Source organism: Sulfitobacter sp. AS59, assembly GCF_038899995.1.
In the GTDB taxonomy this organism is placed as follows: Bacteria; Pseudomonadota; Alphaproteobacteria; order Rhodobacterales; family Rhodobacteraceae; genus Sulfitobacter.
In genome coordinates, this window is record NZ_JBBMQK010000004.1 from 108,353 (window position 1) to 133,050 (window position 24,698).

Annotated in this window: 19 protein-coding genes; 12 read left to right on the forward strand and 7 right to left on the reverse strand. The window is 57.7% G+C overall.

What is annotated here, in order from left to right:
- Positions 1-26: 26 nt before the first annotated feature.
- Positions 27-830, reverse strand: a complete 804-nt coding sequence (locus WNY39_RS10615) for an undecaprenyl-diphosphate phosphatase (RefSeq protein ID WP_342845537.1) — start codon at positions 828-830, stop codon at positions 27-29.
- Positions 831-1,055: 225 nt separating this feature from the next.
- On the opposite strand from WNY39_RS10615, the gene WNY39_RS10620 reads away from it, so the two are divergent.
- The 7 genes from WNY39_RS10620 to WNY39_RS10650 all read left to right on the forward strand — a co-directional run bounded on the left by WNY39_RS10620 (position 1,056) and on the right by WNY39_RS10650 (position 12,245).
- Positions 1,056-2,489: an NAD(P)-dependent oxidoreductase gene (locus tag WNY39_RS10620; RefSeq protein ID WP_342845538.1), complete on the forward strand. Its 1,434-nt coding sequence runs from the start codon at positions 1,056-1,058 to the stop codon at positions 2,487-2,489.
- Positions 2,490-2,522: 33 nt separating this feature from the next.
- A complete protein-coding gene (locus tag WNY39_RS10625; RefSeq protein WP_342845539.1) occupies positions 2,523-2,966 on the forward strand; it encodes a GFA family protein in 444 nt (147 codons plus the stop codon).
- Positions 2,963-7,495, forward strand: coding sequence for a glutamate synthase large subunit (gltB, locus tag WNY39_RS10630; RefSeq protein WP_342845540.1), 4,533 nt, complete (start codon positions 2,963-2,965; stop codon positions 7,493-7,495). The genes WNY39_RS10625 and gltB overlap by 4 nt, the downstream gene beginning before the upstream one ends.
- Before the next feature lie 136 nt (positions 7,496-7,631).
- The gene (gene mtgA, locus WNY39_RS10635; RefSeq protein WP_342845541.1) at positions 7,632-8,357 is read left to right on the forward strand and encodes a monofunctional biosynthetic peptidoglycan transglycosylase; all 726 of its coding nucleotides are present in this window, start codon (positions 7,632-7,634) and stop codon (positions 8,355-8,357) included.
- 58 nt (positions 8,358-8,415) lie between these two features.
- The gene (locus WNY39_RS10640; RefSeq protein WP_219579179.1) at positions 8,416-9,081 is read left to right on the forward strand and encodes a glutathione S-transferase family protein; all 666 of its coding nucleotides are present in this window, start codon (positions 8,416-8,418) and stop codon (positions 9,079-9,081) included.
- Positions 9,082-9,144: 63 nt separating this feature from the next.
- Entirely contained in the window at positions 9,145-10,173 is a 1,029-nt protein-coding gene (gene queG / locus WNY39_RS10645; RefSeq protein ID WP_342845542.1) for a tRNA epoxyqueuosine(34) reductase QueG, read from the forward strand.
- Positions 10,174-10,238: 65 nt separating this feature from the next.
- Positions 10,239-12,245: a hydantoinase/oxoprolinase family protein gene (locus WNY39_RS10650; protein ID WP_342845543.1), complete on the forward strand. Its 2,007-nt coding sequence runs from the start codon at positions 10,239-10,241 to the stop codon at positions 12,243-12,245.
- A gap of 285 nt (positions 12,246-12,530) precedes the next feature.
- Here the strand turns inward: WNY39_RS10650 and msrA are convergent, their stop codons facing one another.
- The 6 genes from msrA to ade all read right to left on the reverse strand — a co-directional run bounded on the left by msrA (position 12,531) and on the right by ade (position 18,244).
- Positions 12,531-13,040, reverse strand: a complete 510-nt coding sequence (msrA, locus tag WNY39_RS10655) for a peptide-methionine (S)-S-oxide reductase MsrA (RefSeq protein WP_342845544.1) — start codon at positions 13,038-13,040, stop codon at positions 12,531-12,533.
- Positions 13,037-13,486: a peptide-methionine (R)-S-oxide reductase MsrB gene (gene msrB, locus WNY39_RS10660; RefSeq protein WP_342845545.1), complete on the reverse strand. Its 450-nt coding sequence runs from the start codon at positions 13,484-13,486 to the stop codon at positions 13,037-13,039. The genes msrA and msrB overlap by 4 nt, the downstream gene beginning before the upstream one ends.
- A 74-nt stretch (positions 13,487-13,560) precedes the next feature.
- Entirely contained in the window at positions 13,561-14,430 is an 870-nt protein-coding gene (locus WNY39_RS10665) for a DMT family transporter (protein WP_342845546.1), read from the reverse strand.
- 132 nt (positions 14,431-14,562) lie between these two features.
- A complete protein-coding gene (locus tag WNY39_RS10670; protein ID WP_175498591.1) occupies positions 14,563-14,853 on the reverse strand; it encodes an HU family DNA-binding protein in 291 nt (96 codons plus the stop codon).
- A gap of 128 nt (positions 14,854-14,981) precedes the next feature.
- The gene (locus WNY39_RS10675; protein ID WP_342845547.1) at positions 14,982-16,445 is read right to left on the reverse strand and encodes an AMP nucleosidase; all 1,464 of its coding nucleotides are present in this window, start codon (positions 16,443-16,445) and stop codon (positions 14,982-14,984) included.
- Positions 16,442-18,244 carry an adenine deaminase gene (gene ade, locus WNY39_RS10680; protein WP_342845548.1) on the reverse strand — a complete coding sequence of 601 codons (1,803 nt, stop codon included), beginning with the start codon at positions 18,242-18,244 and terminating at the stop codon, positions 16,442-16,444. Before ade ends, WNY39_RS10675 begins: the two co-directional genes overlap by 4 nt.
- Before the next feature lie 87 nt (positions 18,245-18,331).
- Here ade and WNY39_RS10685 point away from each other — a divergent pair, with 87 nt between their 5' ends.
- The 5 genes from WNY39_RS10685 to WNY39_RS10705 all read left to right on the forward strand — a co-directional run bounded on the left by WNY39_RS10685 (position 18,332) and on the right by WNY39_RS10705 (position 24,698).
- Entirely contained in the window at positions 18,332-19,087 is a 756-nt protein-coding gene (locus WNY39_RS10685; protein WP_342845549.1) for a class II aldolase and adducin N-terminal domain-containing protein, read from the forward strand.
- Between the two features lie 24 nt (positions 19,088-19,111).
- Positions 19,112-20,272 (forward strand): acyl-CoA dehydrogenase family protein, encoded by a 1,161-nt coding sequence (locus WNY39_RS10690; RefSeq protein ID WP_342845550.1) that lies wholly within the window; start codon positions 19,112-19,114, stop codon positions 20,270-20,272.
- A 288-nt stretch (positions 20,273-20,560) separates the two neighbouring features.
- Positions 20,561-22,576: an acetate--CoA ligase family protein gene (locus WNY39_RS10695; protein ID WP_342845551.1), complete on the forward strand. Its 2,016-nt coding sequence runs from the start codon at positions 20,561-20,563 to the stop codon at positions 22,574-22,576.
- A gap of 12 nt (positions 22,577-22,588) precedes the next feature.
- Positions 22,589-23,368 (forward strand): carnitinyl-CoA dehydratase, encoded by a 780-nt coding sequence (locus WNY39_RS10700; RefSeq protein ID WP_342845552.1) that lies wholly within the window; start codon positions 22,589-22,591, stop codon positions 23,366-23,368.
- A 70-nt stretch (positions 23,369-23,438) separates the two neighbouring features.
- Positions 23,439-24,698, forward strand: coding sequence for a glycosyltransferase family 4 protein (locus tag WNY39_RS10705; RefSeq protein ID WP_342845553.1), 1,260 nt, complete (start codon positions 23,439-23,441; stop codon positions 24,696-24,698).

Genomic DNA, 24,698 nt, shown 5'->3' on the forward strand with positions numbered 1-24,698 from the left:
GCCAAACCGGCGGGGCCTTTTTGCGTTTACGAATAGGCGTAGGCCAATAGCGCGATGCCCAAGATGACGCGGTAGATCACGTAAGGTGTAAAGCTGACGCTGCGCAGCAGACGCATCATAAGCACCAGCGCCAACATTGCGGCGACAAAGGCGAATGCCGCAGCGATTGATGCGTCTTTGGCCAATTGCCAGTCCGCCTCTCCGATCACGTCAAGCGATAGCAATGCGCCGGAGGCCAGGATCGTCGGGATCGACATGAGCATCGACAGGGTTGCAGCACTTGTCCGGTCATAGCCCAGCTTGCGCGCTGCCGTAATGGTGATGCCTGAACGGGACGTGCCGGGGATCAGCGCCACCGCTTGGGCAAGGCCCATCCAGATCGCATCCTTCATACGCCAGCTGGCGGCGCTGCGTGATGTGCCGCCGGTTTTGTCGGCCCAATACAGAACAATGCCAAAGATCAGCATGGTCCAGCCGATCACGGCGACAGACCGCAGCATTTCATCGATGCCCAGCAGTTTGAAAAGCAGCCCAACCGCCAAAACCGGGAGTGTCGCGATAATCAGCAAAAGCGCGGTGCGCGCGCCCGGCGTATCGATCTTGCCGCGCAGCAGGCGGCCAATGCCAATGGTAGCCTCGGCGACCTCGGCCCGGAAATACAAGATAACAGCCAGCAAGGTGCCCACATGAACGGCAACATCAATAGCCAGCCCTTGATCGGGGCCACCTGTTACAAAGGGCAGCAGGATAAGGTGGCCGGATGAGGATACCGGCAGGAATTCCGTCAGGCCTTGGATGATCGCGACGAGTAAAATTTGAAACAAGGTCATTAATCTGGGCCTGCGGGTTTTGAGGTTAACGCGAGGTATAAACCCACCGTAAAGAATGCAAAGTGCAATATTTATTCCGGATCGGACCTAATATTCGATAATAACAGCAACATTCATTTCTGCGCCCTGAAAATATTTGTATAAAGGTCAGCAATGCTGCCTTTATTATCTTTCTGCACCTGTGTAAGGGAAGTTAACACAGTTTTTCTGGCGGAGTTTTCAATCATGGCAAAGCAGCCAATGCTCAAGTTTATATCGGTTTCAAGGGACATGCCTGAAAAACGGCTCCCGAATCTGCGCCGTGAAGATTTCAATGAGATTTATGCGGAATACGCGGATGAGAAAGCAAAAGAGCAGTCCAGCCGCTGCAGCCAATGTGGTGTTCCCTATTGTCAGACCCACTGCCCGTTGCACAATAACATCCCCGATTGGTTGCGCTTGACCGCCGAAGGCCGCCTGAAGGAAGCGTATGAAGTGTCGCAAGCGACCAATACATTCCCCGAGATTTGCGGCCGTATCTGTCCGCAGGATCGCCTGTGCGAAGGCAATTGCGTGATTGAACAATCCGGCCATGGCACTGTGACAATTGGGTCGGTCGAAAAATACATTACCGATACCGCGTGGGAAAACGGCTGGGTTCAGCCGATCAAGCCGCATGCTGAGCGTGCCGAATCCGTTGGTATCATCGGTGCTGGCCCCGGTGGTCTGGCCGCTGCGGACGTATTGCGCCGTCAGGGCGTGCAGGTCACCATCTATGACCGCTATGACCGCGCGGGTGGTTTGCTGACCTACGGCATCCCCGGTTTCAAACTGGAAAAAGACGTGGTGATGCGCCGCAATGACCAGCTTGCCCAAGGTGGGGTCAAGTTTGAGCTGAACTGCGATGTGGGTGTCGACATCAGCTTTGCCGATATTCGGGCCAAGCATGACGCGGTGATCATCGCGACTGGTGTGTACAAAACCCGCGAGATTCAGGCCCCCGGCGTGGGTGGTGTTGGTCTTGAGCGTGCGATTGATTTCCTGACCGTCAGCAACCGCAAAAGCTTTGGTGACACGGTCGCGGAATTTGAATCCGGCCGTCTGAACGCCCATGGCAAAAAGGTCGTTGTCATCGGCGGTGGCGATACCGCGATGGACTGTGTGCGGACGTCGATCCGTCAGGGTGCCACATCGGTCAAATGTCTGTACCGCCGCGACCGCGCCAACATGCCCGGCAGCCAGCGCGAAGTACAAAACGCCGAGGAAGAAGGCGTAGTATTCGAATGGCTGTCCGCGCCCAAAGGGTTTGTCGGCGATCCGGTCACAGGTGTTATGGTGCAAAAGATGCGTCTTGGCGCGCCGGATGTCTCGGGCCGTCAGGCACCCGAAGTGATCGAAGGGGCTGACTACGTCGAAGAGGCCGATCTGGTCATCATGGCGCTTGGTTTTGAGCCCGAAGATCTGCCAACCCTGTGGAACACACCAGAATTGCCCGTGAACCGCTGGGGCACGATCAAGGCCGATTACATCACGGGTGCGACCGACCTTGATGGCGTCTATGCCGTGGGTGACATCGTGCGCGGCGCGTCGTTGGTTGTTTGGGCGATCAAGGACGGGCGCGATTGCGCACAGGCGATCCTTGAAAAAATAGGCGCGTCAACTGCCATCGCTGCCGAATAAGCGGCCAATAGCCACCAGACTGGGAAGCAAAGATTGAACGAAGTTAAGACACCACTGGAATTGTCAGGCCGCTGCATGTGCGGTGCAGTCACGGTCACAGCGACCGCGTCTGACCCCATTTTGCGAGCCTGTCATTGCACCATGTGTCAGCAACATACGTCTTCGGTTTTTGTGAACATCCGCGCGGATCAGGACAGCATTGCCATAAACGGCCCTGTCAAAGTCTTCAAATCCTCGGATTGGGCGCAGCGCGCCTTTTGCGAGGAATGCGGATCGACGCTTTGGTACGGGTTGATCCACGATAATTCGCGCAATCTGGCCGCTGGCCTGTTTGAAAACGCAGGCGGTGCCGCCTTGGCCATAGAATATTTCACTGATGAGTGTCCGCAGGGATATGCCCTTGCTGGTGATCATCAGAAACTGACTAGAAAACAAACTTTTGCGCTGTTTGCGCCCGATGAAGGAGAAGCCCAATGACCAAGTATGATGACGCCTGGGTGGCCCGCGAAGAAGCGAAACGCGCGTATATGGCCGAGAACGGTCTATATTCCGAGGAAGAAGAGCATTCTTCCTGTGGTGTTGGCCTTGTGGTGAACATTGACGGTTCGTGCAGCCGCGATGTGGTTTTGTCGGGCATCAAAGCGCTCAAGGCGATCTGGCACCGTGGTGCTGTTGATGCCGACGGTAAAACCGGCGATGGCGCGGGCATTCACGTACAAATTCCGGTCAACTTTTTCTATGATCAGGTGCGGCGCACAGGTCACAGCCCGCGCGAGGGGGAACTGATCGCCGTGGGTCAGGTGTTCCTGCCGCGCACCAACTTTGCCGCGCAAGAAACCTGCCGGACCATCGTTGAAACCGAAGTGCTGCGCATGGGGTACTACATCTATGGCTGGCGCCACGTGCCGGTTGATATCTCTGTGCTGGGTGAAAAGGCGAACGCCACCCGCCCCGAGATTGAACAAATCCTGATCTCGAACGCCAAAGGCGTGGATGAGGAAACATTCGAGCGCGAATTGTATGTGATCCGCCGCCGGATCGAAAAGGCCGCGCTCGCCGCGCAAGTGCCAACGCTTTATATCGCGTCGATGTCCTGCCGGTCGATCATCTACAAAGGCATGATGCTGGCCCAGGACGTGGCCAACTTCTATCCCGATCTGATGGATGACCGGTTCGAATCCGCCTTTGCGATCTATCACCAGCGTTATTCTACCAACACCTTCCCGCAGTGGTGGCTGGCGCAGCCCTTCCGCATGTTGGCCCATAACGGCGAGATCAACACCCTTAAGGGCAACCTGAACTGGATGAAGTCGCACGAAATCCGCATGGCGTCGGGTACATTCGGCGACATGGCCGAAGACATCAAACCAATCGTCGCTGCGGGGTCGTCTGACTCTGCGGCCTTGGACGCGGTGTTCGAGGTTCTGGTCCGCGCGGGCCGCAACGCTCCGATGGCGAAAACCATGCTGGTACCTGAATCATGGTCCAAGCAGGCGGTTGAGCTGCCCGAAGCATGGCGCGACATGTATTCCTATTGCAACTCGGTGATGGAGCCGTGGGACGGCCCCGCTGCCCTAGCGATGACCGATGGTCGTTGGGTTTGCGCCGGTCTTGACCGCAACGGTCTGCGCCCCATGCGTTACGTCGTGACTGCCGATGGTATGCTGATCGCCGGTTCCGAGGCGGGCATGGTCCCGCAAGACGAGGCCAATGTGATCCACAAAGGCGCGCTTGGCCCCGGTCAATTGCTGGCTGTCGATATCGAAGAAGGCAAGATGTTCGGCGATACCGAGATCAAGGACAAACTGGCAGCATCCCGTCCCTTCGGCGAATGGGTCGGCAAGATCAACGAACTTGACGAAGCGCTGAGCAACATTGACGAAAAGCCGTTGTTCGAAGGCAATGAACTGCGCCGCCGTCAGGTGGCTGCGGGTTATACCATCGAAGACCTCGAACAAATCCTTGCCCCGATGGCCGAGGATGGCAAAGAAACATTGGCGTCGATGGGCGATGATACCCCGTCCGCGGTTCTGTCGAACCAGTACCGGCCGCTTAGCCACTTCTTCCGCCAGAACTTTAGCCAGGTCACAAACCCGCCGATCGACAGCTTGCGCGAATTCCGGGTGATGAGCCTGAAAACACGTTTCGGTAACCTGAAAAACGTGTTGGATGAATCCAGCGCCCAGACCGAGATTTTGGTGCTCGACAGCCCGTTCCTTGCCAACGCGCAATTCGATCAGCTGATGGGTGAATTCAACGCGGATTCCGTGACCATCGACTGTAGTTTTGAACCCGGTGGTAGTAACCTGAACGAAGGCTTGCGCCGTATCCGCGACGAGGCCGAAGATGCCGTGCGTTCCGGTGCCGGGCACATCGTGCTGACCGACCAGTTCAGCGGCGAGGGCCGGGTGGCTATGCCGATGATCTTGGCGACCTCTGCCGTGCACAGCCAGCTGACCCGCAAGGGCCTGCGCACATTCACATCGCTGAACGTCCGTTCGGCTGAATGTGTTGACCCGCATTACTTTGCCGTTCTGATCGGCTGTGGTGCGACCGTGGTGAACGCCTATCTTGCCGAAGATTCACTGGCTGACCGTATTGAACGTGGCCTGCTGGACGTGAACCTGACCACCGCAATGGCCCGCTACCGCGAGGCGATTGACCAAGGGTTGCTCAAGATCATGGCCAAGATGGGTATTTCCGTTGTGTCGTCTTACCGTGGCGGTCTGAATTTTGAGGCTGTTGGCCTCAGCCGTGCGATGTGTGCCGAATACTTCCCCGGCATGACCAGCCGTATCAGCGGCATCGGCACCACAGGTATTCAGCGTAAAGCCGAAGCCGTGCATGCCCGTGGCTGGAAGGGTGATGGCACCGTGCTGCCCATTGGCGGCTTCTACAAGGCGCGCACCTCGGGCGAGACTCACGCTTGGGAAGCGTCGTCGATGCACATGCTGCAAATGGCCTGCAACAAAGCGTCCTATCAGATGTGGAAGCAGTACAGCGCCAAGATGCAAAGCAACCCGCCGATCCATCTGCGCGACCTGCTGGATATCAAACCGCTGGGTGAGGCGATCCCGATTGAAGAAGTCGAAAGCATCACCGCGATCCGCAAGCGTTTCGTGACCCCCGGTATGTCGCTGGGCGCGTTGTCGCCAGAGGCGCATAAAACGCTGAACGTTGCGATGAACCGCATCGGGGCCAAGTCGGATTCCGGCGAAGGTGGCGAGGATCCGGCGCACTTTGTACCTGAATCCAACGGTGACAACCCGTCGGCCAAGATCAAACAGGTGGCGTCGGGCCGTTTCGGTGTGACCGCCGAATACCTGAATCAGTGCGAAGAGCTGGAGATCAAAGTCGCCCAAGGTGCCAAGCCCGGCGAGGGTGGCCAGCTGCCCGGTATGAAGGTCACCGACCTGATTGCCCGTCTTCGCCATTCGACCAAGGGCGTGACGCTGATTTCCCCGCCACCGCACCACGACATCTATTCGATCGAAGACCTTGCGCAGCTGATCTATGACCTCAAGCAGATCAACCCGCGCTGTAAGGTGACCGTGAAGCTGGTCGCGTCTTCGGGTGTTGGCACGATTGCCGCCGGTGTGGCCAAGGCCAAGGCGGATATCATCCTGATCTCGGGCCACAATGGTGGCACCGGTGCATCGCCTGCGACCTCAATCAAATATGCAGGTTTGCCATGGGAAATGGGCCTGACCGAGGCGCATCAGGTGTTGTCGATGAACAACCTGCGTGACCGCGTGACCCTGCGGACCGATGGCGGTTTGCGCACAGGTCGCGACATTGTCATGGCGGCAATGATGGGCGCCGAAGAATACGGCATCGGTACCGCCGCGCTGATCGCGATGGGCTGTATCATGGTGCGTCAGTGCCAGTCGAACACCTGCCCCGTGGGCGTCTGTACCCAAGACGAGGCGTTGCGCGGCAAGTTCACCGGTAATGCGGATAAGGTCGTGAACCTGATTACCTTCTACGCCACCGAAGTACGCGAATTGCTTGCGTCCATCGGTGCGCGCAGCTTGGATGACGTGATTGGCCGTGCCGATTTGCTGGCGCAGGTCAGCCGTGGCTCTGCCCACTTGGATGATCTGGACCTTAACCCGCTGTTGATCACCGTCGATGGCGCGTCCGAGATCGTTTATGACCGCAACAAACCACGCAATGCTGTGTTGGATACGCTGGACGCTGAAATCGTGCGCGACGCTGCGCGGTTCCTTGAAGACGGGGAAAAGATGCAGCTGAGCTATGCGGTGCAAAACACGCACCGTACCGTTGGCACGCGGACATCCAGCCATATCATTCGCCGCTTTGGCATGAACAACCAGTTGCAGCCGGATCACCTGACAGTGAAACTGACAGGTTCTGCCGGTCAAAGCCTTGGCGCGTTTGCAGCACCGGGGTTGAAACTGGAAGTGTCCGGCGATGCCAATGACTATGTCGGTAAGGGGCTGTCGGGGGGCACAATCGTTGTACGCCCATCCATGGCCAGCACGATCACTGCGGCCGAGAACACCATTATCGGGAACACGGTTCTATACGGTGCGACCAAAGGGTTCTTGTTCGCAGCGGGCCGCGCAGGCGAACGTTTTGCGGTGCGCAACTCGGGCGCGCATGTGGTGATCGAGGGCTGCGGTAGCAACGGTTGTGAGTATATGACCGGTGGTGTTGCAGTGATCCTTGGCAGCATCGGTGCCAACTTTGGTGCCGGTATGACGGGCGGGATGGCCTATCTCTATGATCCCGAGGGGCGTGCGGATGCAATGTTGAACACAGAAACGCTTGTGACCTGCCCGGTCACCGTGGATCATTGGGAAAACGAGCTGAAAACGCTGATCGAGCGGCATTTGGAGGAAACCAACAGCCGTAAAGCTGCTGATATCCTCCAGCATTGGTCGATTGAAAAGGATCATTTCGTGCAGATCTGCCCGAAAGAGATGTTGATCCATATTCCGGCACCGCTGAGCCACGATAGCAAAGCGATCCCCGCCGAATAGGGTTTGGAAAACAGCCGGGCATGACTGCGTATCATGCTCGGCTGATTGCTGCGTAAGGCCACGCATCCGGCAAAAGGCGATTTCAGGGTGTAACGCCCGTTCACAAGAACCGCTCTGGGCAGTATAGCTGGTGCCCATGGCTAAACGCGCAACATCGAAAAAGACCAAAGCGGCCGCGAAACCCCGCAAGAGCTTTAAGCAGCGCGTGATACGTGCGGCGTTGAAGGTGATGTTGGTCATTGTCGGGATTTTGCTTGCATTTATCTTGCTGTTCGCCGTGATAAATCCGCCCACGACACCCTATATGTTCAGCGAGTCGCGCAGGTTGGGTGGTGTTGATCATCAATGGGTCCCGCTTGAGGATATCGCCCCGGTTATGGCGCGGTCCGTTGTGGCGGCTGAGGATGCGAATTTTTGCAATCACTGGGGTTTTGACCTGCCGGCGATTAAAAAGGCAATTGCCGAAGGATCGAACCGTGGCGCGTCGACCCTAAGCCAGCAAACGGTCAAGAATGTCTATCTTTGGCATGGGCGCACATGGGTGCGAAAAGCGCTGGAAGCCGCGATTACCCCGCTTGTCGAGGCGATCTGGTCCAAGCGCCGTATTGTCGAGGTTTACCTGAACGTCGCAGAGTTTTCCGAAGGTGTGTTTGGTGTTGATGCGGCGGCCCATTATTACTTTGGCGTCACCCCCGCGAACCTGTCGCCGACCCAAGCCGCACGGATTGCCGCGATATTGCCATCGCCCAAAACCCGGTCTGCATCAAACCCCGGCAGCTATACCAAAAAGCGGACCGCGCGGATCCGCGACGGGGCGGCGACAATCAGCAAGGATGGGCGCGCCGCTTGTTTCGAGAGTTGAAAATGCCAGTTAACACAGGCATGAGTGGATAAGCTCAACCCTAGTTTTGGATCCCCATATGGCCCGCCTGTTTCACGTCCCTCTTTCTCCTTTCTGTCGCAAGGTCCGGCTTAGCCTTGCCGAAAAGAAGATCGAGGTTGAGCGGGTAGAGGAACGATATTGGGAGCAAGACCCTGATTTCATGCGTAGAAACCCGGCCGGTAAGGTGCCCGTTTTGCAGTTGGACGGCGTCATGATGTCTGAAAGCGCGGCGATCTGCGAATATATCGAGGAAACCCGCCCGGAACCGTCCCTGATGCCAAGCGATCCGGTTCAGCGCCTTGAAGTGCGCCGTCTGGTCAGCTGGTTTGATGACAAATTCCATGCCGAAGTGACATCAAAGCTGCTGTATGAGCGCGTGAACAAAAAGGTCATGGGCCAGGGTTTCCCAGACAGCCGCAACGTCAAGGACGGTGCCAAAGCGATCAAATACCACATCGATTACATGGCGTGGTTGCTGGACCATCGTCGGTGGCTGGCGGGCGATGTCATGACGCTGGCCGATTTCGCGGCGGCCGCGCATTTGTCGTCGCTTGATTATATCTCGGACGTGGATTGGAACCGGTCTGACGTGGTGAAGGATTGGTACGCCAAGATCAAATCGCGCCCTGCGTTTAGATCGTTGCTGGCCGATCAAGTACCGGGGTTTCCGCCGCCAAAGCACTATAATGACCTTGATTTTTAAGCGGAAAACGTTGGGGGCTGTCTGCCCCCAAACCCCCGAGGATATTTCAGAGCCAGAGAAGACATGGACGATTTAAAGGATCGTTTGGTGGCTCAGGCCTTGGCCGAGGGGTTTGTGGCCTGCAAAGTGTGCCGCCCATCGGATGTTCCGGAAGTGCCTGCGCGGTTGGCCGCCTTTGTCGAGGCCGGGTATCACGGGCAGATGGCGTGGATGGCGGACCGGATGGCGTGGCGCGGTGATCCTGCGGCTTTGTGGCCCGAAGCGAGGTCAGTCATTATGCTGGCAGAAAGCTATGCGCCCGAGCATGATCCGACGGCGGTATTAGATCATACGGATAAGGCCGCGATATCTGTTTATGCGCATGGCCGCGATTATCATGACATTGTTAAAAAGCGTCTCAAGCGGTTAGCGCGTTGGCTGATCGAGCAGGAAACCTGCGAGGTGAAGGTGTTTGTCGATACCGCGCCCGTGCCGGAAAAGGCGTTGGGCCAAGCGGCGGGGCTGGGGTGGCAGGGCAAGCACACCAATTTGCTGAGCCGTGATTGGGGGAACTGGGCCTTTCTGGGCGCGATTTTCACCACGCTTGAGCTGCCTGTTGACGGGGCCGAGGTTGACCATTGCGGGTCTTGCAGGTCGTGTTTGGATGCCTGTCCGACAGATGCATTTCCAGCGCCCTACCGGCTGGATGCGCGGCGCTGCATTTCCTATCTGACGATTGAACATAAAGGCCCGGTTGATCTGGAGCTGCGTAGCAAGATGGGCAACCGGATTTACGGCTGCGATGATTGCCTTGCGGCATGCCCGTGGAACAAGTTCGCCGTTGCGGCCAGCGATATGCGCTATCACGGCGGGGTCGGTGCACCAGATCTGGCGGAGCTTGCTACGCTTGATGACGCGGCCTTTCGCGCGCGGTTTTCCGGATCACCGATCAAGAGGATCGGGCGGGACCGGTTCATCCGCAATGTTCTGTACGCCATCGGGAATTCGGGCCAGCCGGGGCTTGCGACAGCGGCGCAAGGCTTGATCCATGATCCCGATGCCACCGTGGCGGAGGCGGCGCGTTGGGCGATGGCCCGCTTGGCCGCAAAATGACGCAAACGGGCTGGACCTGAACGGCGTTATCACTACACCCGTGGCAATAGTGCAAGGAGAAGACGATGGCGTTGCTTCTGGGTGTTGATACCGGCGGAACCTATACGGATGCGGTTTTGATCCGTGACGAAAAGACTGTGATTGCGTCGGCCAAGGCGCTGACCACCCGGAATGATCTTGCGATTGGCGTCGGAAACGCTGTGCGTGCGGTGTTGACCAAGGCGGATGTTAATGCGGCTGATGTGTCGCTTGCATCGCTGTCGACTACACTGGCGACCAATGCGCTGGTCGAAGGGCAGGGCGGTCGTGTTGCGTTGATCTATGTCGGCTTTAAGGAACGGGATTTGCAGGCCCATGGCTTGGCCGATGCGTTAAAGGGCGATCCGTATCTGATCTTGGCCGGCGGTCATGACCACGCTGGCAGCGAAGCGACCCCGCTGGATGAGGCGGCACTGATTGCCTTTCTTGAGCAGCACAAAGGTGATGTGAGCGGTTTTGCTGTCGCCAGCCAGTTCGCCACGCGCAACCCTGCGCATGAGCTGCGTGTCGCCGATCTGGTGACGCAATTGACGGGCAAGCCGGTTTCATCGTCGCATCAATTGTCGGCCAAGTTGAACGGGCCGAAACGCGCGCTGACGGCTGTTTTGAACGCGCGTTTGATCGGGATGATTGACCGGCTGATTGGCCGCGCCGAGGATGTCCTGACCGAGATTGGCGTAACGGCCCCGTTGATGGTGGTGCGCGGAGATGGGGCGCTGATTTCAGCGGGCCAAGCCCGCGAGTGCCCGATCGAGACGATCCTAAGCGGGCCTGCGGCGTCCATCGTCGGGGCGCGTTGGATGACGGGTGCCGATCATGCGTTGGTCAGCGACATAGGCGGGACCACAACCGATGTCGCCTTGTTGCGGGAGGGGCGGCCCGCAATTGATCCCGCGGGTGCGCAGGTCGGACCCTACCGCACGATGGTCGAAGCCGTGGCCATGCGCACGACGGGGCTGGGCGGCGATAGCGAGGTGCATTTCCTGACCGAAGGGCTGCAGGGCGGTATTACGTTGGGGCCGCGACGTTTATTGCCGGTCTCGCTGGTGGCGGTTGATGCGCCGGATATTGTTCACGACGCCTTGGACGCGCAATTGCGCAGCGCGACACCGGGTGAATTTGATGCAAGGTTTGTGCGGGCTGTCGCCGGGCAAACCCACGAAGGCATCGGCCCTCGGGAAAGCACCCTGCTTGAACGCATCGGCGATGGGGTGCATCCGCTGGGTAAAATCTTACGTTCGCGCATCGAAACCGGTGCGCTGCAGCGGTTGGTTGAGCGGGGTCTGGTGCAGATTGCGGGTGTGACCCCGTCGGACGCCAGCCATGTGTTGGGCCGGGTTGAGATGTGGGATGCAGATGCTGCGCGCAAGGCCCTGGCGCTGTTCGGCCGTCGGCGGACGGGGGCGGGCAATATGTTGGCACCTGATCCTGATGTAATGGCGCAGATGATCGTGGATCAGTTGACCCATCAAACGGCGTTGGCGTTGCTGGAAACCGCTTTTGCAGAGGAAGATCCGGCGTTCGATGCCGCCCCCGAGGTACTGGCGCGTCATGTGTTGCTGCAACGGGGGTTAACGGGGCATCGGGGACTTTTGCGGATAGATGCGGCGCTGAATGTCCCCGTGATCGGATTGGGTGCGTCTGCGGCGGCTTATTATCCTGCGGTCGGAGCCGCGCTTGGCGCGCAGATGATTTTGCCGGAACACGCGGATGTGGCAAATGCCATCGGTGCCGTGGTGGGCCGCGTCACAATGCGCGAAAGCGGCACGGTGACTTCGCCCAGCGAGGGGCGGTATCGGGTGCATCTGGACAGCGGGCCACAGGATTTCACCGATCAGGCCAGCGCGATTAAGCAGCTTGAGGATGCTTTGCGCCAGAAAGCGATTTCATCTGCGCAGACCGCTGGTGTGGCGGACCTTCAAGTGAATGCGACGCGCGATATACGAACCACCAGCGTGGAGAGCCGTCAGGTGTTCATCGAAGCCGTGATTACGGTCGAGGCGACCGGCCGCCCCAGAATTGCGAACGGATAAATATTAACGTAATCAAGATTTTGTTAACCTTTTGTTAATAAATTGCGTGGTGACCATGGTATCGCCATATTTAATCACTAGTGCTGCGCGCGGTATCGGAGCGCAGTGACAATATTCGCTGACCAATCCGCGACCACATAACTAGTTAAGCGCGCGTTTCTCTTGCGAAAGTGGGGGGAATGCGTTGCTGTACGTTAAAAAGTAAACCGCCAGCGGAGAAATCCACTGGCGGTACGTTAACGACTCGGGGGTGCCCCCCAGCTTTAATCAGGTATTAAGAGCAGCTTATTCAGCAGCCGCACGTTTGGGCAAAACCCAATCGGGGCGCGGGAAATGGCAGGTATAGCCATTTGGAATCCGCTCAAGGTAGTCTTGGTGCTCGGTCTCTGCTTCCCAGAAATCGCCAACGGGTTCGACTTCGGTGACGACTTTGCCCGGCCAGATGCCCGATGCGTCTACGTCAGCGATTGTGTCCAGTGCGACGGCCTTTTGATCATCGTTTTCATAGTAGATTGCCGACCGATAGCTTAGCCCGCGGTCATTGCCCTGACGGTTGATCGTCGACGGATCGTGAATCTGAAAGAACATTTCCAGCAAGTCACGATAGCTTAGCACCGCGTTGTCAAAGATAACTTCGATCGCTTCTGCATGGGTGCCGTGATTACGATAGGTTGCGTTGGGCACGTCACCGCCGGAATACCCGACACGGGTTGAAATGACCCCATCGCGTTTACGGATCAAATCTTGCATGCCCCAAAAGCATCCGCCGGCCAATACTGCGCGTTGTTGTGTCATGCTAGGTCCTCCACCTGATTGATGTAATCGCCATATCCTTCGGCCTCCATATCGTCGCGATGCACAAAGCGGAGCGAGGCCGAGTTGATGCAATACCGTAGCCCGCCACGGTCGGGCGGACCATCGGGAAAGACATGCCCCAAATGGCTGTCGCCATGGGTGCTGCGCACTTCGGTGCGGATCATGCCGAGGGTGTCGTCACGCAATTCGCTTACATAAGCCGGTTCAATCGGCTTGGTGAAACTGGGCCACCCGCAACCGGATTCGTATTTATCGGCTGACGCAAACAGAGGCTCGCCCGAAACGATGTCGACGTAAATGCCCGGCTCTTTGTTGCTGAGCAGTTTGCCCGTGCCGGGGCGCTCTGTCCCGCTTTGTTGGGTGACGCGGTATTCCTCTGGCGACAGGGCCGCGACGGCGTCGGGTGTCTTTTGATACTTTGGCATGGATGTCTCCTTTGCGATCTTAATATATTATATGGGGCGGTGACGGAGTTTTTCAAAACTCCAGTCCGGTTTCTTTAGGCGGCGCGTTGCCGCGAAATTTGAACGGCCAGAATGCCAAAGGTGATGATGATCACGCCAAGGATATCCTGACCGCCTAAGGGTTCGCTGAGCAGTACACTCGCAACTGCCACGCCGAAAAACGGGTTCAAAAAGTGAAAGGTTGCAGCACGCGTTGCGCCGATGCGGTTGACCAGCCAGAACCAGGCAACGGTGGCCAGCAGACCGGGCACCAAGCAGGTATAGGCAAACGCGGCAAGCAGCGTCCAGCTTGGGGTGATATGCGGGGTCTCGAACAGCAGCGTCGCAATCGATAGCGTCACGCAGCCCACCAGCATTTGCAGGCCCACAACCATCATAAAGTTGCCACCTGACGTGGCCCCGCGCACCAGCAAGGTTGCGGCGGTCAAGGCCAGCACACCGATCCCGCATAGCGTCAGCCCCATCATATCGACACCACCGCTGATCCGCGCACCCATGATGATCGACACGCCGACCACGCCCGCGACCAAACCGGCAATGCCCAGTGGTTTCAGTTTTTCGCCAAGGAAAATCCAAGTGGCCAAGCCAACCAAGAGCGGCATTGTTGATGCGATGATCGCGGCCAGTGAGGCTTGGACCGTCTGCATTGCGACAAAGTTCAGGCCCAGATATACGGCGTTTTGCAAGATGCCAAAGATGATTGTCGCGCGCCACTGCGCTTTGGTCAGTCGCCAGGTTTGCCCCAAGGCCAGCGCGATACCGACCCCCAGCAACCCCGAGATAAGATAGCGCGCCGAAAGGGCCATCAGTGGCGACGCATCAGCGACGATAATACGGGCCGAGGTAAAGGCGGAGGACCACATGAAAGCAAAGGCAAGCCCCACGAGAATTGCGCGAATATCCATGGGCAGCCTTTCTGAAACCTGAGGTCGGCCGACCTTTTCCCAGATAGGTTTGATGCGCAAGGGGCGGTGCGTCGGTGGCAATAAAAAAGGGCCGCCCGAAGGCGACCCTTTTGGATAAATCTGTTGCCAGACTTAGCCGTTAACGCTGTCTTTCAACGCTTTTGCGATGGTCATCTTAACGACCTTGTCCGCTTCTTTTTTGAACTGTTCGCCGGTCGCAGGGTTGCGAACCATGCGCTCTGGACGCTCACGGCAATAGATTTTGCCGATGCCAGGAAGTGTCACAGCACCGCCGCCGGAGACTTCTTTTGTGATCAAAGCACATACTGCATCAAGTGCAGAGCCAGCCGCTTTTTTGTCTGTGCCCATTTCATCGGCCAGAGCTGCGACGAGCTGGGTTTTTGTCATTGGTTTTGTAGCCATCTTTTTTTCTCCTTCGTCCGCCCGGATTAGGGCCTCACGGGCAGAATGTAACGGTATGTTGTGTGAGAACACAACGAATAGGTGCTGAAAATGAGCGAAAACATGCGCTTTTCTGCTTTTTTACACGTTTAAAGGAAGGCGGTTTCTTCAAATGAACGCAGTTTTCGGCTGTGAAGCCTTTCCAGCGGCATATCGCGCAGCAATTCCATGGCGCGAATTCCGATCATCAGATGGCGTGCAACTTGCGTTTTATAGAATCCGGAGGCCATGCCGGGCAGCTTTAACTCACCATGCAGGGGCTTGTCGGACACGCATAAGAGTGTGCCGTAAGGCACGCGGAAGCGATATCCGTTTGCTGCGATTGTGGCGCTTTCCATGTCCAACGCGACGGCGCGTGATTGCGACAGGCGTTGCACGGGGCCAGATTGATCGCGCAATTCCCAATTGCGGTTGTCGATGGTGGCCACAGTGCCGGTGCGCATGATGCGCTTCAGCTCGTACCCCTCAAGCTGGGTCACTTGTTCAACGGCGTCTTCCAACGCGATCTGGATTTCAGCCAACGCGGGGATGGGCACCCAAACCGGCAGGTCATCGTCCAGCACGTGGTCCTCGCGCAGATAGGCGTGGGCCAGCACAAAATCGCCAAGCTGTTGCGTGTTGCGCAGACCGGCACAGTGGCCGACCATCAACCACGCATGGGGGCGCAACACGGCGATGTGGTCCGTGGCGGTTTTCGCATTCGACGGACCAACGCCGATGTTGACCAGCGTGATGCCCGACCCGTTTGCCCGCTTCAGGTGATAGGTCGGCATTTGCGGTGTCTTGCCCGTGCCGGGCAAAGGCGCATCGCCATCGGTGATCTCTACATCGCCGGTCGATACAAACGATGTATATCCGCTGTTAGGGTCGCGCAGCATGGCGCGTGCGTATTCCTCGAACTCGGTCACATAGAACTGGTAGTTGGTGAACAGCACGTGACACTGGAAATGATCGGGATCGGTCGCCGTGTAATGGGCCAGCCGCGCCAGTGAATAATCGACACGTTGCGCAGTGAAAGGTGCCAAGGCACCCACACCGTTTGGCGGCGTATATGTGCCGTTCACGATGTCATCATTTGTGGTGCTAAGATCGGGCACATCGAACACATCGCGCAGTGTGAATTCTGCGGCCCCATCGTGAGGGACCGTAATCGCGGCATCGCCGGACACAGCAAAATGGACCGGGATCGGCGTATCGGACACGTCGATGACAACGGGCTGGCCGTGGTTTTCAATCAGCAGACCGATTTGTTGTGTCAGGTAGTGTTTAAACAATTCGGGCCGCGTGATCGTCGCGGCATAGGTGCCGGGGCTAGATACGTGACCGAAGGACAGCCGCGAATCAACCTGCGCATAGCTTGACGTCGTGAAACGGATTTCAGGATAGAACGCCCTGATCCGGGTGTCCGGCGCCGCATCATCCATGGCTTTCTGAAAATGCTCGGTCAGAAAGCCGGTCGCCTGCTGGTACAGCGATATCAACCGCTCCACTGCTTTTGTCGCATCGGTAAATTGCTCAGCGGGCGGGCTGTCGGGGCTTAGAATACGGGTCATGAATGCGGCTCTAACACTGGGATAAATTCAAAGCTACGGACATCCACCAGCCCAAGGTCCGATATCCGCAATTCGGGGATGACAACAAGGGCAAGCAGGGAATGCTGCATATAGGCGTTATTCAGGGTGCAGCCACAGTCGCGCATCGCTTGCATCATGGCTTCGGTCTTTTCGGCCACCTCGGATGCCGGGCTATCGGACATCAATCCGGCGATGGGCAGCTCGACCAGGGCAAGCTCTTTGCCGTCTTTAAAGATAGTGATGCCGCCGCCGACCTCGCCCAGTCGGTTTGCAGCCATCGCCATGTGGTCGGCATCGGTGCCGACAACAATCATGTGGTGGCTGTCATGGGCCACAGTGGATGCCATGGCCATCGGCCCCTCGTAGCCAAACCCCGAGACAAAGGCGTTTACCACGGTGCCCGTTGCACGATGCCGTTCAACCAGTGCGATCTGGCATACTTCGCCGGTGGCCTGCACGCGCCCTTCGGTCACCGGCAGTTCGAATTTCAGCGCGCGGGTGGGGGCCTGATTTTCGACGACGCCGATCACATTCGCAGTGACCGCATTTGCGCCTTTGGGGGCCTTAATTACAAAATCAGACGCATCCAGCGTCTTGCCCATATGCACCGTTTGCCGCGCGGCGTCCGGCCAGTCGTAATGCGGGCAATCCACCACACATTCGCCGGCCTGCGCCACGATCTGCCCACGTGCGATCACCGTCTCGATCGGCAGGGTCTTCAGATCAGAGGTCAGGATCACATCCGCCCGCCGTCCGGGGGTAAGCGACCCAATCTCGCGCTCCAGCCCGAAATGGGTTGCCGTGTTGATCGTCGCCATTTGTAAAGCAACCAGCGGATCACAGCCGCAGTCAATCGCGTGACGCACGACCCGGTTCATATGCCCGTCATTGACCAAGGTGCCGGAATGACAATCATCGGTGCACAGGATCATATTGCGCGAATCCAGCCCCTTTTCCGTGATCGCCGTAATCTGCGTTTCCACGTCATACCACGCCGACCCCAACCGGATCATCGACCGCATCCCCTGACGCATCCGCGCAATCGCGTCGGCCTCGCAGGTGCCCTCGTGATCATCCGCTGGCCCGCCCGCCACATAGGCGGCAAAGGCGGGGCCCAGATCGGGCGATGCATAATGCCCGCCGACCGTCTTGCCGGCCCGCTGTGTCGCGGCGATCTCGGCCAGCATCTTGGGGTCGCCATTGGTGACACCGGGAAAGTTCATCATCTCGCCCAGACCAATGATGCCGGGCCATTCCATTGCCTCGGCCACATCTTCGGCGGTGATCTCAAAACCCGTTGTCTCCATCCCCGGTGCCGAGGGCGCACAGGACGGCATCTGGGTAAAAATATTGATCGGTTGCAATAACGCCTCGTCATGCATCATCCGCACACCTTCGAGGCCCAAAACATTGGCGATCTCATGCGGGTCGGTGAACATCGACGTGGTGCCGTGGGGGATCACCGCGCGGGCAAATTCTGCAGGCGTCAACATGCCGCTTTCGATGTGCATATGCCCGTCGCACAAACCGGGGATCATATAGCGCCCTTTGGCGTCGATCACCTGCGTATCATCGCCCCTACAATGCTGCGCATCGGGGCCAACAAACGCAATGCGGCCTGCGACAATGGCAATGTCATGATCAGGTAACATCTCGCGGGTGTGGACATTAACCCACGTGCCGCCGGTGATAATCATATCCGCCGCCGCGCGCCCCGCAGCGACCGATACCAATTGAGCAGCCACATCGGGCCAAGAGGGGAAAGGAGTATGTGTCATGCCTGACGTTGACACGAAGATTGCACGAGGTTCAAGGTTATGCGACGCAAGGACAGCCGATCACTTGTGCAAATCAGGGAGACACCGATGACCGTGACGCAAATCCGCCATAACATGGACCACTGGCAGGAACGGGTCGATATGGCCGCCGCGTTTCGCTGGACCGCGCGGTTGAACATGCATGAAGGGGTCGCAAACCACTTTAGCCTTGCTGTGAATGACGATGGCACCAAGTTCCTGATGAACCCGAACCAGGTGCATTTCAGCAGGGTCAAAGCCAGCGATCTGATCGAGGTGGATGCCAACAACCCTGATACGCTGAAAGGCCAGGATGCACCTGATCCCACCGCTTGGGGTTTGCATGGTGGCGTGCACCGCGCCTGCGCCCACGCGCGCTGTGTGATGCATGTGCATTCGATCCACGCGACGGTATTGGCCAGCTTGCAAGACAGCCGCCTGCCGCCGATTGATCAAAACTGCTGTACGTTTTTCAACCGCGTTGTGATCGACGAAGATTACGGCGGGTTGGCGTTCGAGGACGAAGGCACCCGCTGTGCCGGATTACTGACCGATCCCAAGCAAAAGGTGATGATCATGGGCAGCCACGGTGTGCTGGTGATTGGCGATACCGTTGCAGATACTTTCAACCGCCTGTTCTATTTCGAACGCGCCGCCGAGACCTATATTCGCGCCCTGCAAACCGGCATGCCCTTGCGCCGTATCCCCGACGATATCGCAGAGAAAACCGCGCAAGAGTTGGAAAGCTACCCTGAACAAGATGCGCGCCATCTGGCAGAGCTTAAGGCGATTTTGGACGAAGAAGGATCAAACTATGCGCAGTGACCGTTTCGTTTCGGGAGGCCTGCAATGAATTACGGTCTGTCCGAAGAGAGCCTGATGATCGCCGACACCGTGCGCAGCTTTGTCGAAAAAGAGATTTACCCGCACGAGACATTGGTCGAACAAACCGGCGAAGTCCCGCAAGAGATCGCGGACGAGATCAAGCGCAAGACGATTGAGTTGGGGTTCTATGCCTGCAATTTCCCCGAAAGCGTCGGCTGCGCGGGGCTGAACCATCTGGAATTCGCATTGGTCGAGCGCGAGTTGGGGCGCGGATCAATGGCGCTAAACCACTTTTTCGGGCGGCCGCAGAGTATCCTGATGGCCTGCGAGGGTGAGCAAATCGACCGCTATCTGATGCCCGCCGTGCGCGGCGAACGGATGGATGCGCTGGCGATGACCGAACCGGGTGCCGGATCGGACGTGCGCGGCATGAAATGCATGGCGCGGCGTGATGGCGGCGATTGGGTGGTGAACGGGACCAAACATTTTATCTCGGGCGCGGACCATGCCGATTTCATCATCGTCTTCATCGCAACCGGCGAAGATATGACACCCAAAGGCCCCAAAAAACGGATCACCGCCTTTCTGGTGGACCGTGGCACGCCGGGCTTTACCATCCGCGACGGGTACAAATCAGTCAGCCACCGTGGCTATAAAAACATGATCCTGGAATTCGACGATTGCCGCCTGCCGGACGCGCAGGTGTTGGGCGAGGTCGATAGCGGGTTCGAGGTGATGAACACATGGCTTTACGCGACCCGCATTACGGTCGCGACAATGTCGGTGGGCCGCGCGCGAAGGGTGTTTGACTATGCGGTGGACTATGCCGCGACCCGTGAACAGTTCGGTCAGAAGATCGGCAAATTTCAGGGTGTGAGCTTCCAACTTGCCGATATGATCACCGAGATTGACGCGGCGGATCTGCTGACACTTGCCGCCGCAGATCGCTTGGACAAAGGCCTGCCCGCCAACCGAGAGATCGCCAGCGCCAAGCTTTATGCCTCGGAGATGCTGGCCCGCGTGACTGATGCAACCTTGCAGCTGCACGGGGGAATGGGGTTGATGGATGATTACCCGATTGAACGTTTCTGGCGTGACGCACGGGTAGAACGGATTTGGGACGGTACCAGCGAAATCCAGCGCCATATTATCAGCCGCGAGATGCTGCGTGCATTGGGGGCCTAAAGTTCCGCTGCCTTGCGGCATCGGCCGGGAAGGGGGGCCAGCCCCCCTGGGCTTACGCCCCTCCCCCCGGGATATTTTAGAGCCAGAGAATGCGGAAATGGGTGCAGCGTTTAAGCATTTGTTCAACATCAGAAGGATAGCCTATCTGAGTGGTACAGGCGGGGACGCCGATGGCCGTAGCCGGAGAAGCCCCCTATCTGCGATATTGGATAGGGGGCGGACCCGTATTCTCTGGCTCTTAAATATCCTTGCCGAAGGCATAAAAACTCTTTTGGTGCGTGGCTGGATATGAGGCGCAGCCTTGATAGATTGTTGCGGCCAAAATCGATTGTTTTGATCGGTGGTGGGGCGTGGGGCGCGCAGGTTATCCGGCAATCCCAACGAATGGGGTTTCGAGGTGCGCTTTATATTGTTCATCCAAAAGGGGTGAGCATTGAGGGTATCAGGTCCGTCGCTGCGCTGGCTGAATTACCCGAGGTTCCGGACGCTGCCTTTATCGGGGTGAACCGGCTTGCAACAGTTGATGTGGTTGCCGAATTGTCGGCCATGGGGGCGGGCGGTGCGGTGTGTTTCGCGTCGGGATTTTCAGAAGCAGAAGCTGAGGATGAGACCGCAACTGCGCTACAGGCGCAGTTGGTGGTAGCAGCAGGTACGATGCCGATTTTGGGCCCCAACTGCTATGGGTTTATCAATGCCTTGGATGGCGCGCTTTTATGGCCGGATCAGCATGGTTGCGCCCCCGTCGCCAGCGGCGTCGCGATTCTGACGCAGTCGTCCAACATCGCGATCAATTTGACCATGCAGCAGCGCGGCTTGCCGGTTGCCTATATGGTGACCTGCGGAAATATGGCCCAGACTAAGCAGGCCGAGATTGCCTTGGCTTTACTGGATGACCCGCGTGTCACGGCCATTGGTCTGCATATCGAGGGGTTCTCGGACACGTCTGCGTGGCACAGGTTGGCTATAGCGGCGGCTGAAAAGAGTATCCCCTTGGTGGCGCTTAAGGTCGGTGTGTCAGAGCAGGCACAGCGTGCAACCGTGTCGCATACGGCCTCCCTTGCCGGTGGGGATGCGGGTGCCGACGCGCTGTTGCGTCGATTGGGGATCGCCAGGTTGCGGGACTTGCCCAGTTTTGTTGAGACGTTGAAGGTTCTGCATGTCAACCGGCGTCTGGACGCGCCGTCGCTATCTTCGATCAGCTGTTCGGGCGGAGAGGCGAGTTTGGCCGCGGACACCGCACATGGTCGCGCGGTGTCATTTCCGACCCTGACCGAGGTGCAAAAGCTGGCGTTGCGCGATGCGCTTGGGCCAATGGTCGCGCTGTCGAACCCGCTGGACTACAACACCTATATCTGGCGCGATGTTGAGAAAATGACAGCCGCGTGGTTGCCGATGGCAGATAAACATATCGGTCTGACATTGGTTATTGTTGATTATCCACATACGGATGCGGAGGATTGGGAATGCGCCACGCAAGCTGCGCTGAATATTCGTGCCGGTTCGGGACGGCCCGTTGCCGTTGTCGCGACCTTGCCAGAATTGATGCCCCATGACGTAATCGAGCGGTTGATTGCCGGGGGTGTCACCCCGATCTGCGGTCTGAGCGAAGCAATCGCAGCGGCCGAAGCAGCGGCGTTTGATGTGTCGCCTGACCCTGTGCCGCCCTTACAGCCCGGTGCTGATCGCGACGCGCAGTTGATATCTGAGGGCGCGGCGAAACGGATGTTGGCCGCGTTTGGACTTCGGGTGCCGAAAGGGCATGTCGCAAACAGCCCTGCTGAGGCTGGTGTGATTGCCACCAAAATTGGCGGTGTGGTTGTGCTGAAAGGTCAAGGGCTGGCCCACAAGTCAGAAGCCGGTGCCGTGATCGTCGGGCTTACCCCTGACGCTGTTGAGGCACGCGCCAAAGCCATGCCCACCGACAGTTTTCTGGTAGAAGAGATGGTGCAGAACCCAGTTGCTGAACTGCTGATTGGCGTAACGCGCGACCCTGCTCATGGGTTTTTGTTAACCATCGGGGCGGGCGGTGTGCTGACCGAGCTTTGGCAAGATACCGTTTCGATTCTGTTGCCCGTGACACCTGCGCAGATCCAAGAAGCGCTGCAAAGCTTGCGCATTGCGCCTTTGCTGAACGGGTATAGGGGCAAACTGGGCGCAGACCTTGGGGCGATTACCAAGGCGATCATGTCGGTTCAGGCCTATGTGATTGCGCATCAAGATGCGATCAGCGAGGTTGAGGTTAACCCGCTGATCTGTGGCATCGACAGCGCCATTGCTGTCGATGCCCTGATCCGCCGCACCTAAAAGGAACATGTCATGAGTGTTGTGAAAACCGAAACCGACGGCAGCGTTTTGTTGGTCACCTTGGACCGGCCCAAAGCGAATGCAATTGATTTGGAAACCTCGCGATTGATGGGCGAGGCGTTCCGCGATTTTCGCGATAACCCTGACCTGCGCGTGGCGATTATCACGGGGGCGGGCCCCAAGTTTTTCTGCCCCGGTTGGGATTTAAAAGCCGCCGCCGGTGGTGATGCCGTGGATGATGATTATGGCGTGGGCGGCTTTGGCGGGTTGCAAGAATTGCGCGGCATGAACAAGCCGGTGATCGCGGCGGTGAACGGCATTGCCTGCGGTGGCGGGCTAGAGCTGGCGCTGAGCGCGGATATGATATTGGCGGCGGATCACGCGACATTTGCGCTGCCTGAAATCCGGTCTGGCACGGTGGCGGATGCCGCGAGCGTAAAGCTGCCCAAGCGTATCCCCTATCACATCGCGATGGAGCTGTTGTTGACTGGCCGTTGGTTTGACGCCGCAGAAGCGAAAGGTTGGGGCCTTGTGAATGAGATCGTGCCTGCGGATCAGTTAATGGACCGGGCATGGGAACTGGCGCGGCTTTTGGCGTCTGGCCCGCCGTTGGTCTATGCCGCGATCAAGGAAATTGTGCGCGACGCCGAGGATTCGAAATTTCAGGATGCCATGAACCGGATCACGGGGCGGCAGCTGGAGACTGTTGACCGGCTTTATGCGTCCGAGGATCAGCTGGAAGGGGCCCACGCCTTTGCCGAGAAACGCGATCCCGTTTGGAAGGGCAAGTAACGGCAGTGTTTGCAATGCGCGGCTGGCTTGGGCTATCTGAAATCGCAGCGGTCACTTTCGGGCGAAACTTATGAAGATCATGTTTGTTCACCAGAATATGCCCGGCCAGTATCGCGAGCTGGTGCAGTGGCTGGCGCAGACGGGTGAACACCAGATTTACTTTCTGACGCAGCGCCAAAAGCCGCCCAGCTTTGATGGGGTGGCGACGCGTATCTACAAACCGCACCACAAGCCTGCCGAAGGCACCTATGGCCTGTCCAAAAACTGGGAAGAATGCGCCGGAAACGGTTTGGGGGCTGCACGTGCTGCGAGGCGGATCGAAAAAACCGAAGGGTTCAAACCTGACATTGTGATCGGGCATGTGGGTTGGGGCGAGCTGACTTTTTTCAAAGATGTTTGGCCAGATGTGCCGATCATCGGTTTCTTTGAATATTTTTACAGCGACAAGGGTGGCCCCGTGGGGTTCGATCCAGAAGATCCGGTGACAGAGGATACCGCATTTTTGCTGCGGGCGCGCAATGCTGTGCCGCTGGCCAATATCGAAACGGTCGATCTGGGGCTTAGCCCGACCTATTGGCAGCGTGACCGCTTCCCTCAAAGCTTTCATAGAAAGCTATATGTTTGCCATGATGGCATTCGCACGGACCAGCTGAAACCGAACCCCAAGGTGACGCTAAAGCTGGGCCGCTTGGATCATGAATTAACCCGCGACGATGAGATCGTGACCTATATCGCCCGCAACCTTGAGCGGACGCGCGGGTTTCATGTGTTCATGCGCGCCCTGCCCAAAATCCTGAAAGAACGACCCAATGCGCGGGTCTTGGTGCTGGGCGGCAATGACACGTCCTATGGCGGCAAAAGCAAACACCCCGGCGGCCTGCGCGCCGAGATGGAGGCCGAGGTCGGCAAAGACATCGATTGGAGCCGGGTGCATTTTCTGGGCAAGTTGCCGTACGCTGAATACCAGAAGATCATTCAGATCAGCCGCTGCCATCTTTATCTGACGATGCCTTTTGTGCTGTCTTGGTCGCTGCTTGAAGCCATGTCGATGGAGGCGACGATTGTTGCCTCCGATGTGGCACCTGTGCGCGAGGCAATTACCCATGGCGAAACCGGGTTGCTGTGTGACTTTTTCAAGCCCCAAGCGCTGGCGGATCAGGTGGTTGATGTCTTGGCCAACCCCACAAAATACAACCACCTAGGGCCAGCAGCACGCCAGCATGTGGTTGAAAATTATGATTTTACGACCAAATGCCTGCCCGAACATATCGCGCGGATCAACGCCTTGGTCAGTAAAGAAAAGCGGATAAAACTGCCGCTGGAAATGTGA

Bases quoted from the DNA above. Each gene is read 5' to 3' on its own strand.
- WNY39_RS10685 (WP_342845549.1), top strand. From the start codon at position 18,332: ATGACCGTGACGCAAATCCGCCATAACATGGACCACTGGCAGGAACGG.
- WNY39_RS10690 (WP_342845550.1), top strand. From the start codon at position 19,112: ATGAATTACGGTCTGTCCGAAGAGAGCCTGATGATCGCCGACACCGTG.
- msrA (WP_342845544.1), bottom strand. From the start codon at position 13,040: ATGACACAACAACGCGCAGTATTGGCCGGCGGATGCTTTTGGGGCATG.
- msrB (WP_342845545.1), bottom strand. From the start codon at position 13,486: ATGCCAAAGTATCAAAAGACACCCGACGCCGTCGCGGCCCTGTCGCCA.
- mtgA (WP_342845541.1), top strand. From the start codon at position 7,632: ATGGCTAAACGCGCAACATCGAAAAAGACCAAAGCGGCCGCGAAACCC.
- WNY39_RS10670 (WP_175498591.1), bottom strand. From the start codon at position 14,853: ATGGCTACAAAACCAATGACAAAAACCCAGCTCGTCGCAGCTCTGGCC.
- WNY39_RS10650 (WP_342845543.1), top strand. From the start codon at position 10,239: ATGGCGTTGCTTCTGGGTGTTGATACCGGCGGAACCTATACGGATGCG.
- WNY39_RS10665 (WP_342845546.1), bottom strand. From the start codon at position 14,430: ATGGATATTCGCGCAATTCTCGTGGGGCTTGCCTTTGCTTTCATGTGG.
- WNY39_RS10705 (WP_342845553.1), top strand. From the start codon at position 23,439: ATGAAGATCATGTTTGTTCACCAGAATATGCCCGGCCAGTATCGCGAG.
- WNY39_RS10620 (WP_342845538.1), top strand. From the start codon at position 1,056: ATGGCAAAGCAGCCAATGCTCAAGTTTATATCGGTTTCAAGGGACATG.
- queG (WP_342845542.1), top strand. From the start codon at position 9,145: ATGGACGATTTAAAGGATCGTTTGGTGGCTCAGGCCTTGGCCGAGGGG.
- ade (WP_342845548.1), bottom strand. From the start codon at position 18,244: ATGACACATACTCCTTTCCCCTCTTGGCCCGATGTGGCTGCTCAATTG.
- WNY39_RS10615 (WP_342845537.1), bottom strand. From the start codon at position 830: ATGACCTTGTTTCAAATTTTACTCGTCGCGATCATCCAAGGCCTGACG.
- WNY39_RS10640 (WP_219579179.1), top strand. From the start codon at position 8,416: ATGGCCCGCCTGTTTCACGTCCCTCTTTCTCCTTTCTGTCGCAAGGTC.
- gltB (WP_342845540.1), top strand. From the start codon at position 2,963: ATGACCAAGTATGATGACGCCTGGGTGGCCCGCGAAGAAGCGAAACGC.
- WNY39_RS10675 (WP_342845547.1), bottom strand. From the start codon at position 16,445: ATGACCCGTATTCTAAGCCCCGACAGCCCGCCCGCTGAGCAATTTACC.
- WNY39_RS10695 (WP_342845551.1), top strand. From the start codon at position 20,561: ATGAGGCGCAGCCTTGATAGATTGTTGCGGCCAAAATCGATTGTTTTG.
- WNY39_RS10700 (WP_342845552.1), top strand. From the start codon at position 22,589: ATGAGTGTTGTGAAAACCGAAACCGACGGCAGCGTTTTGTTGGTCACC.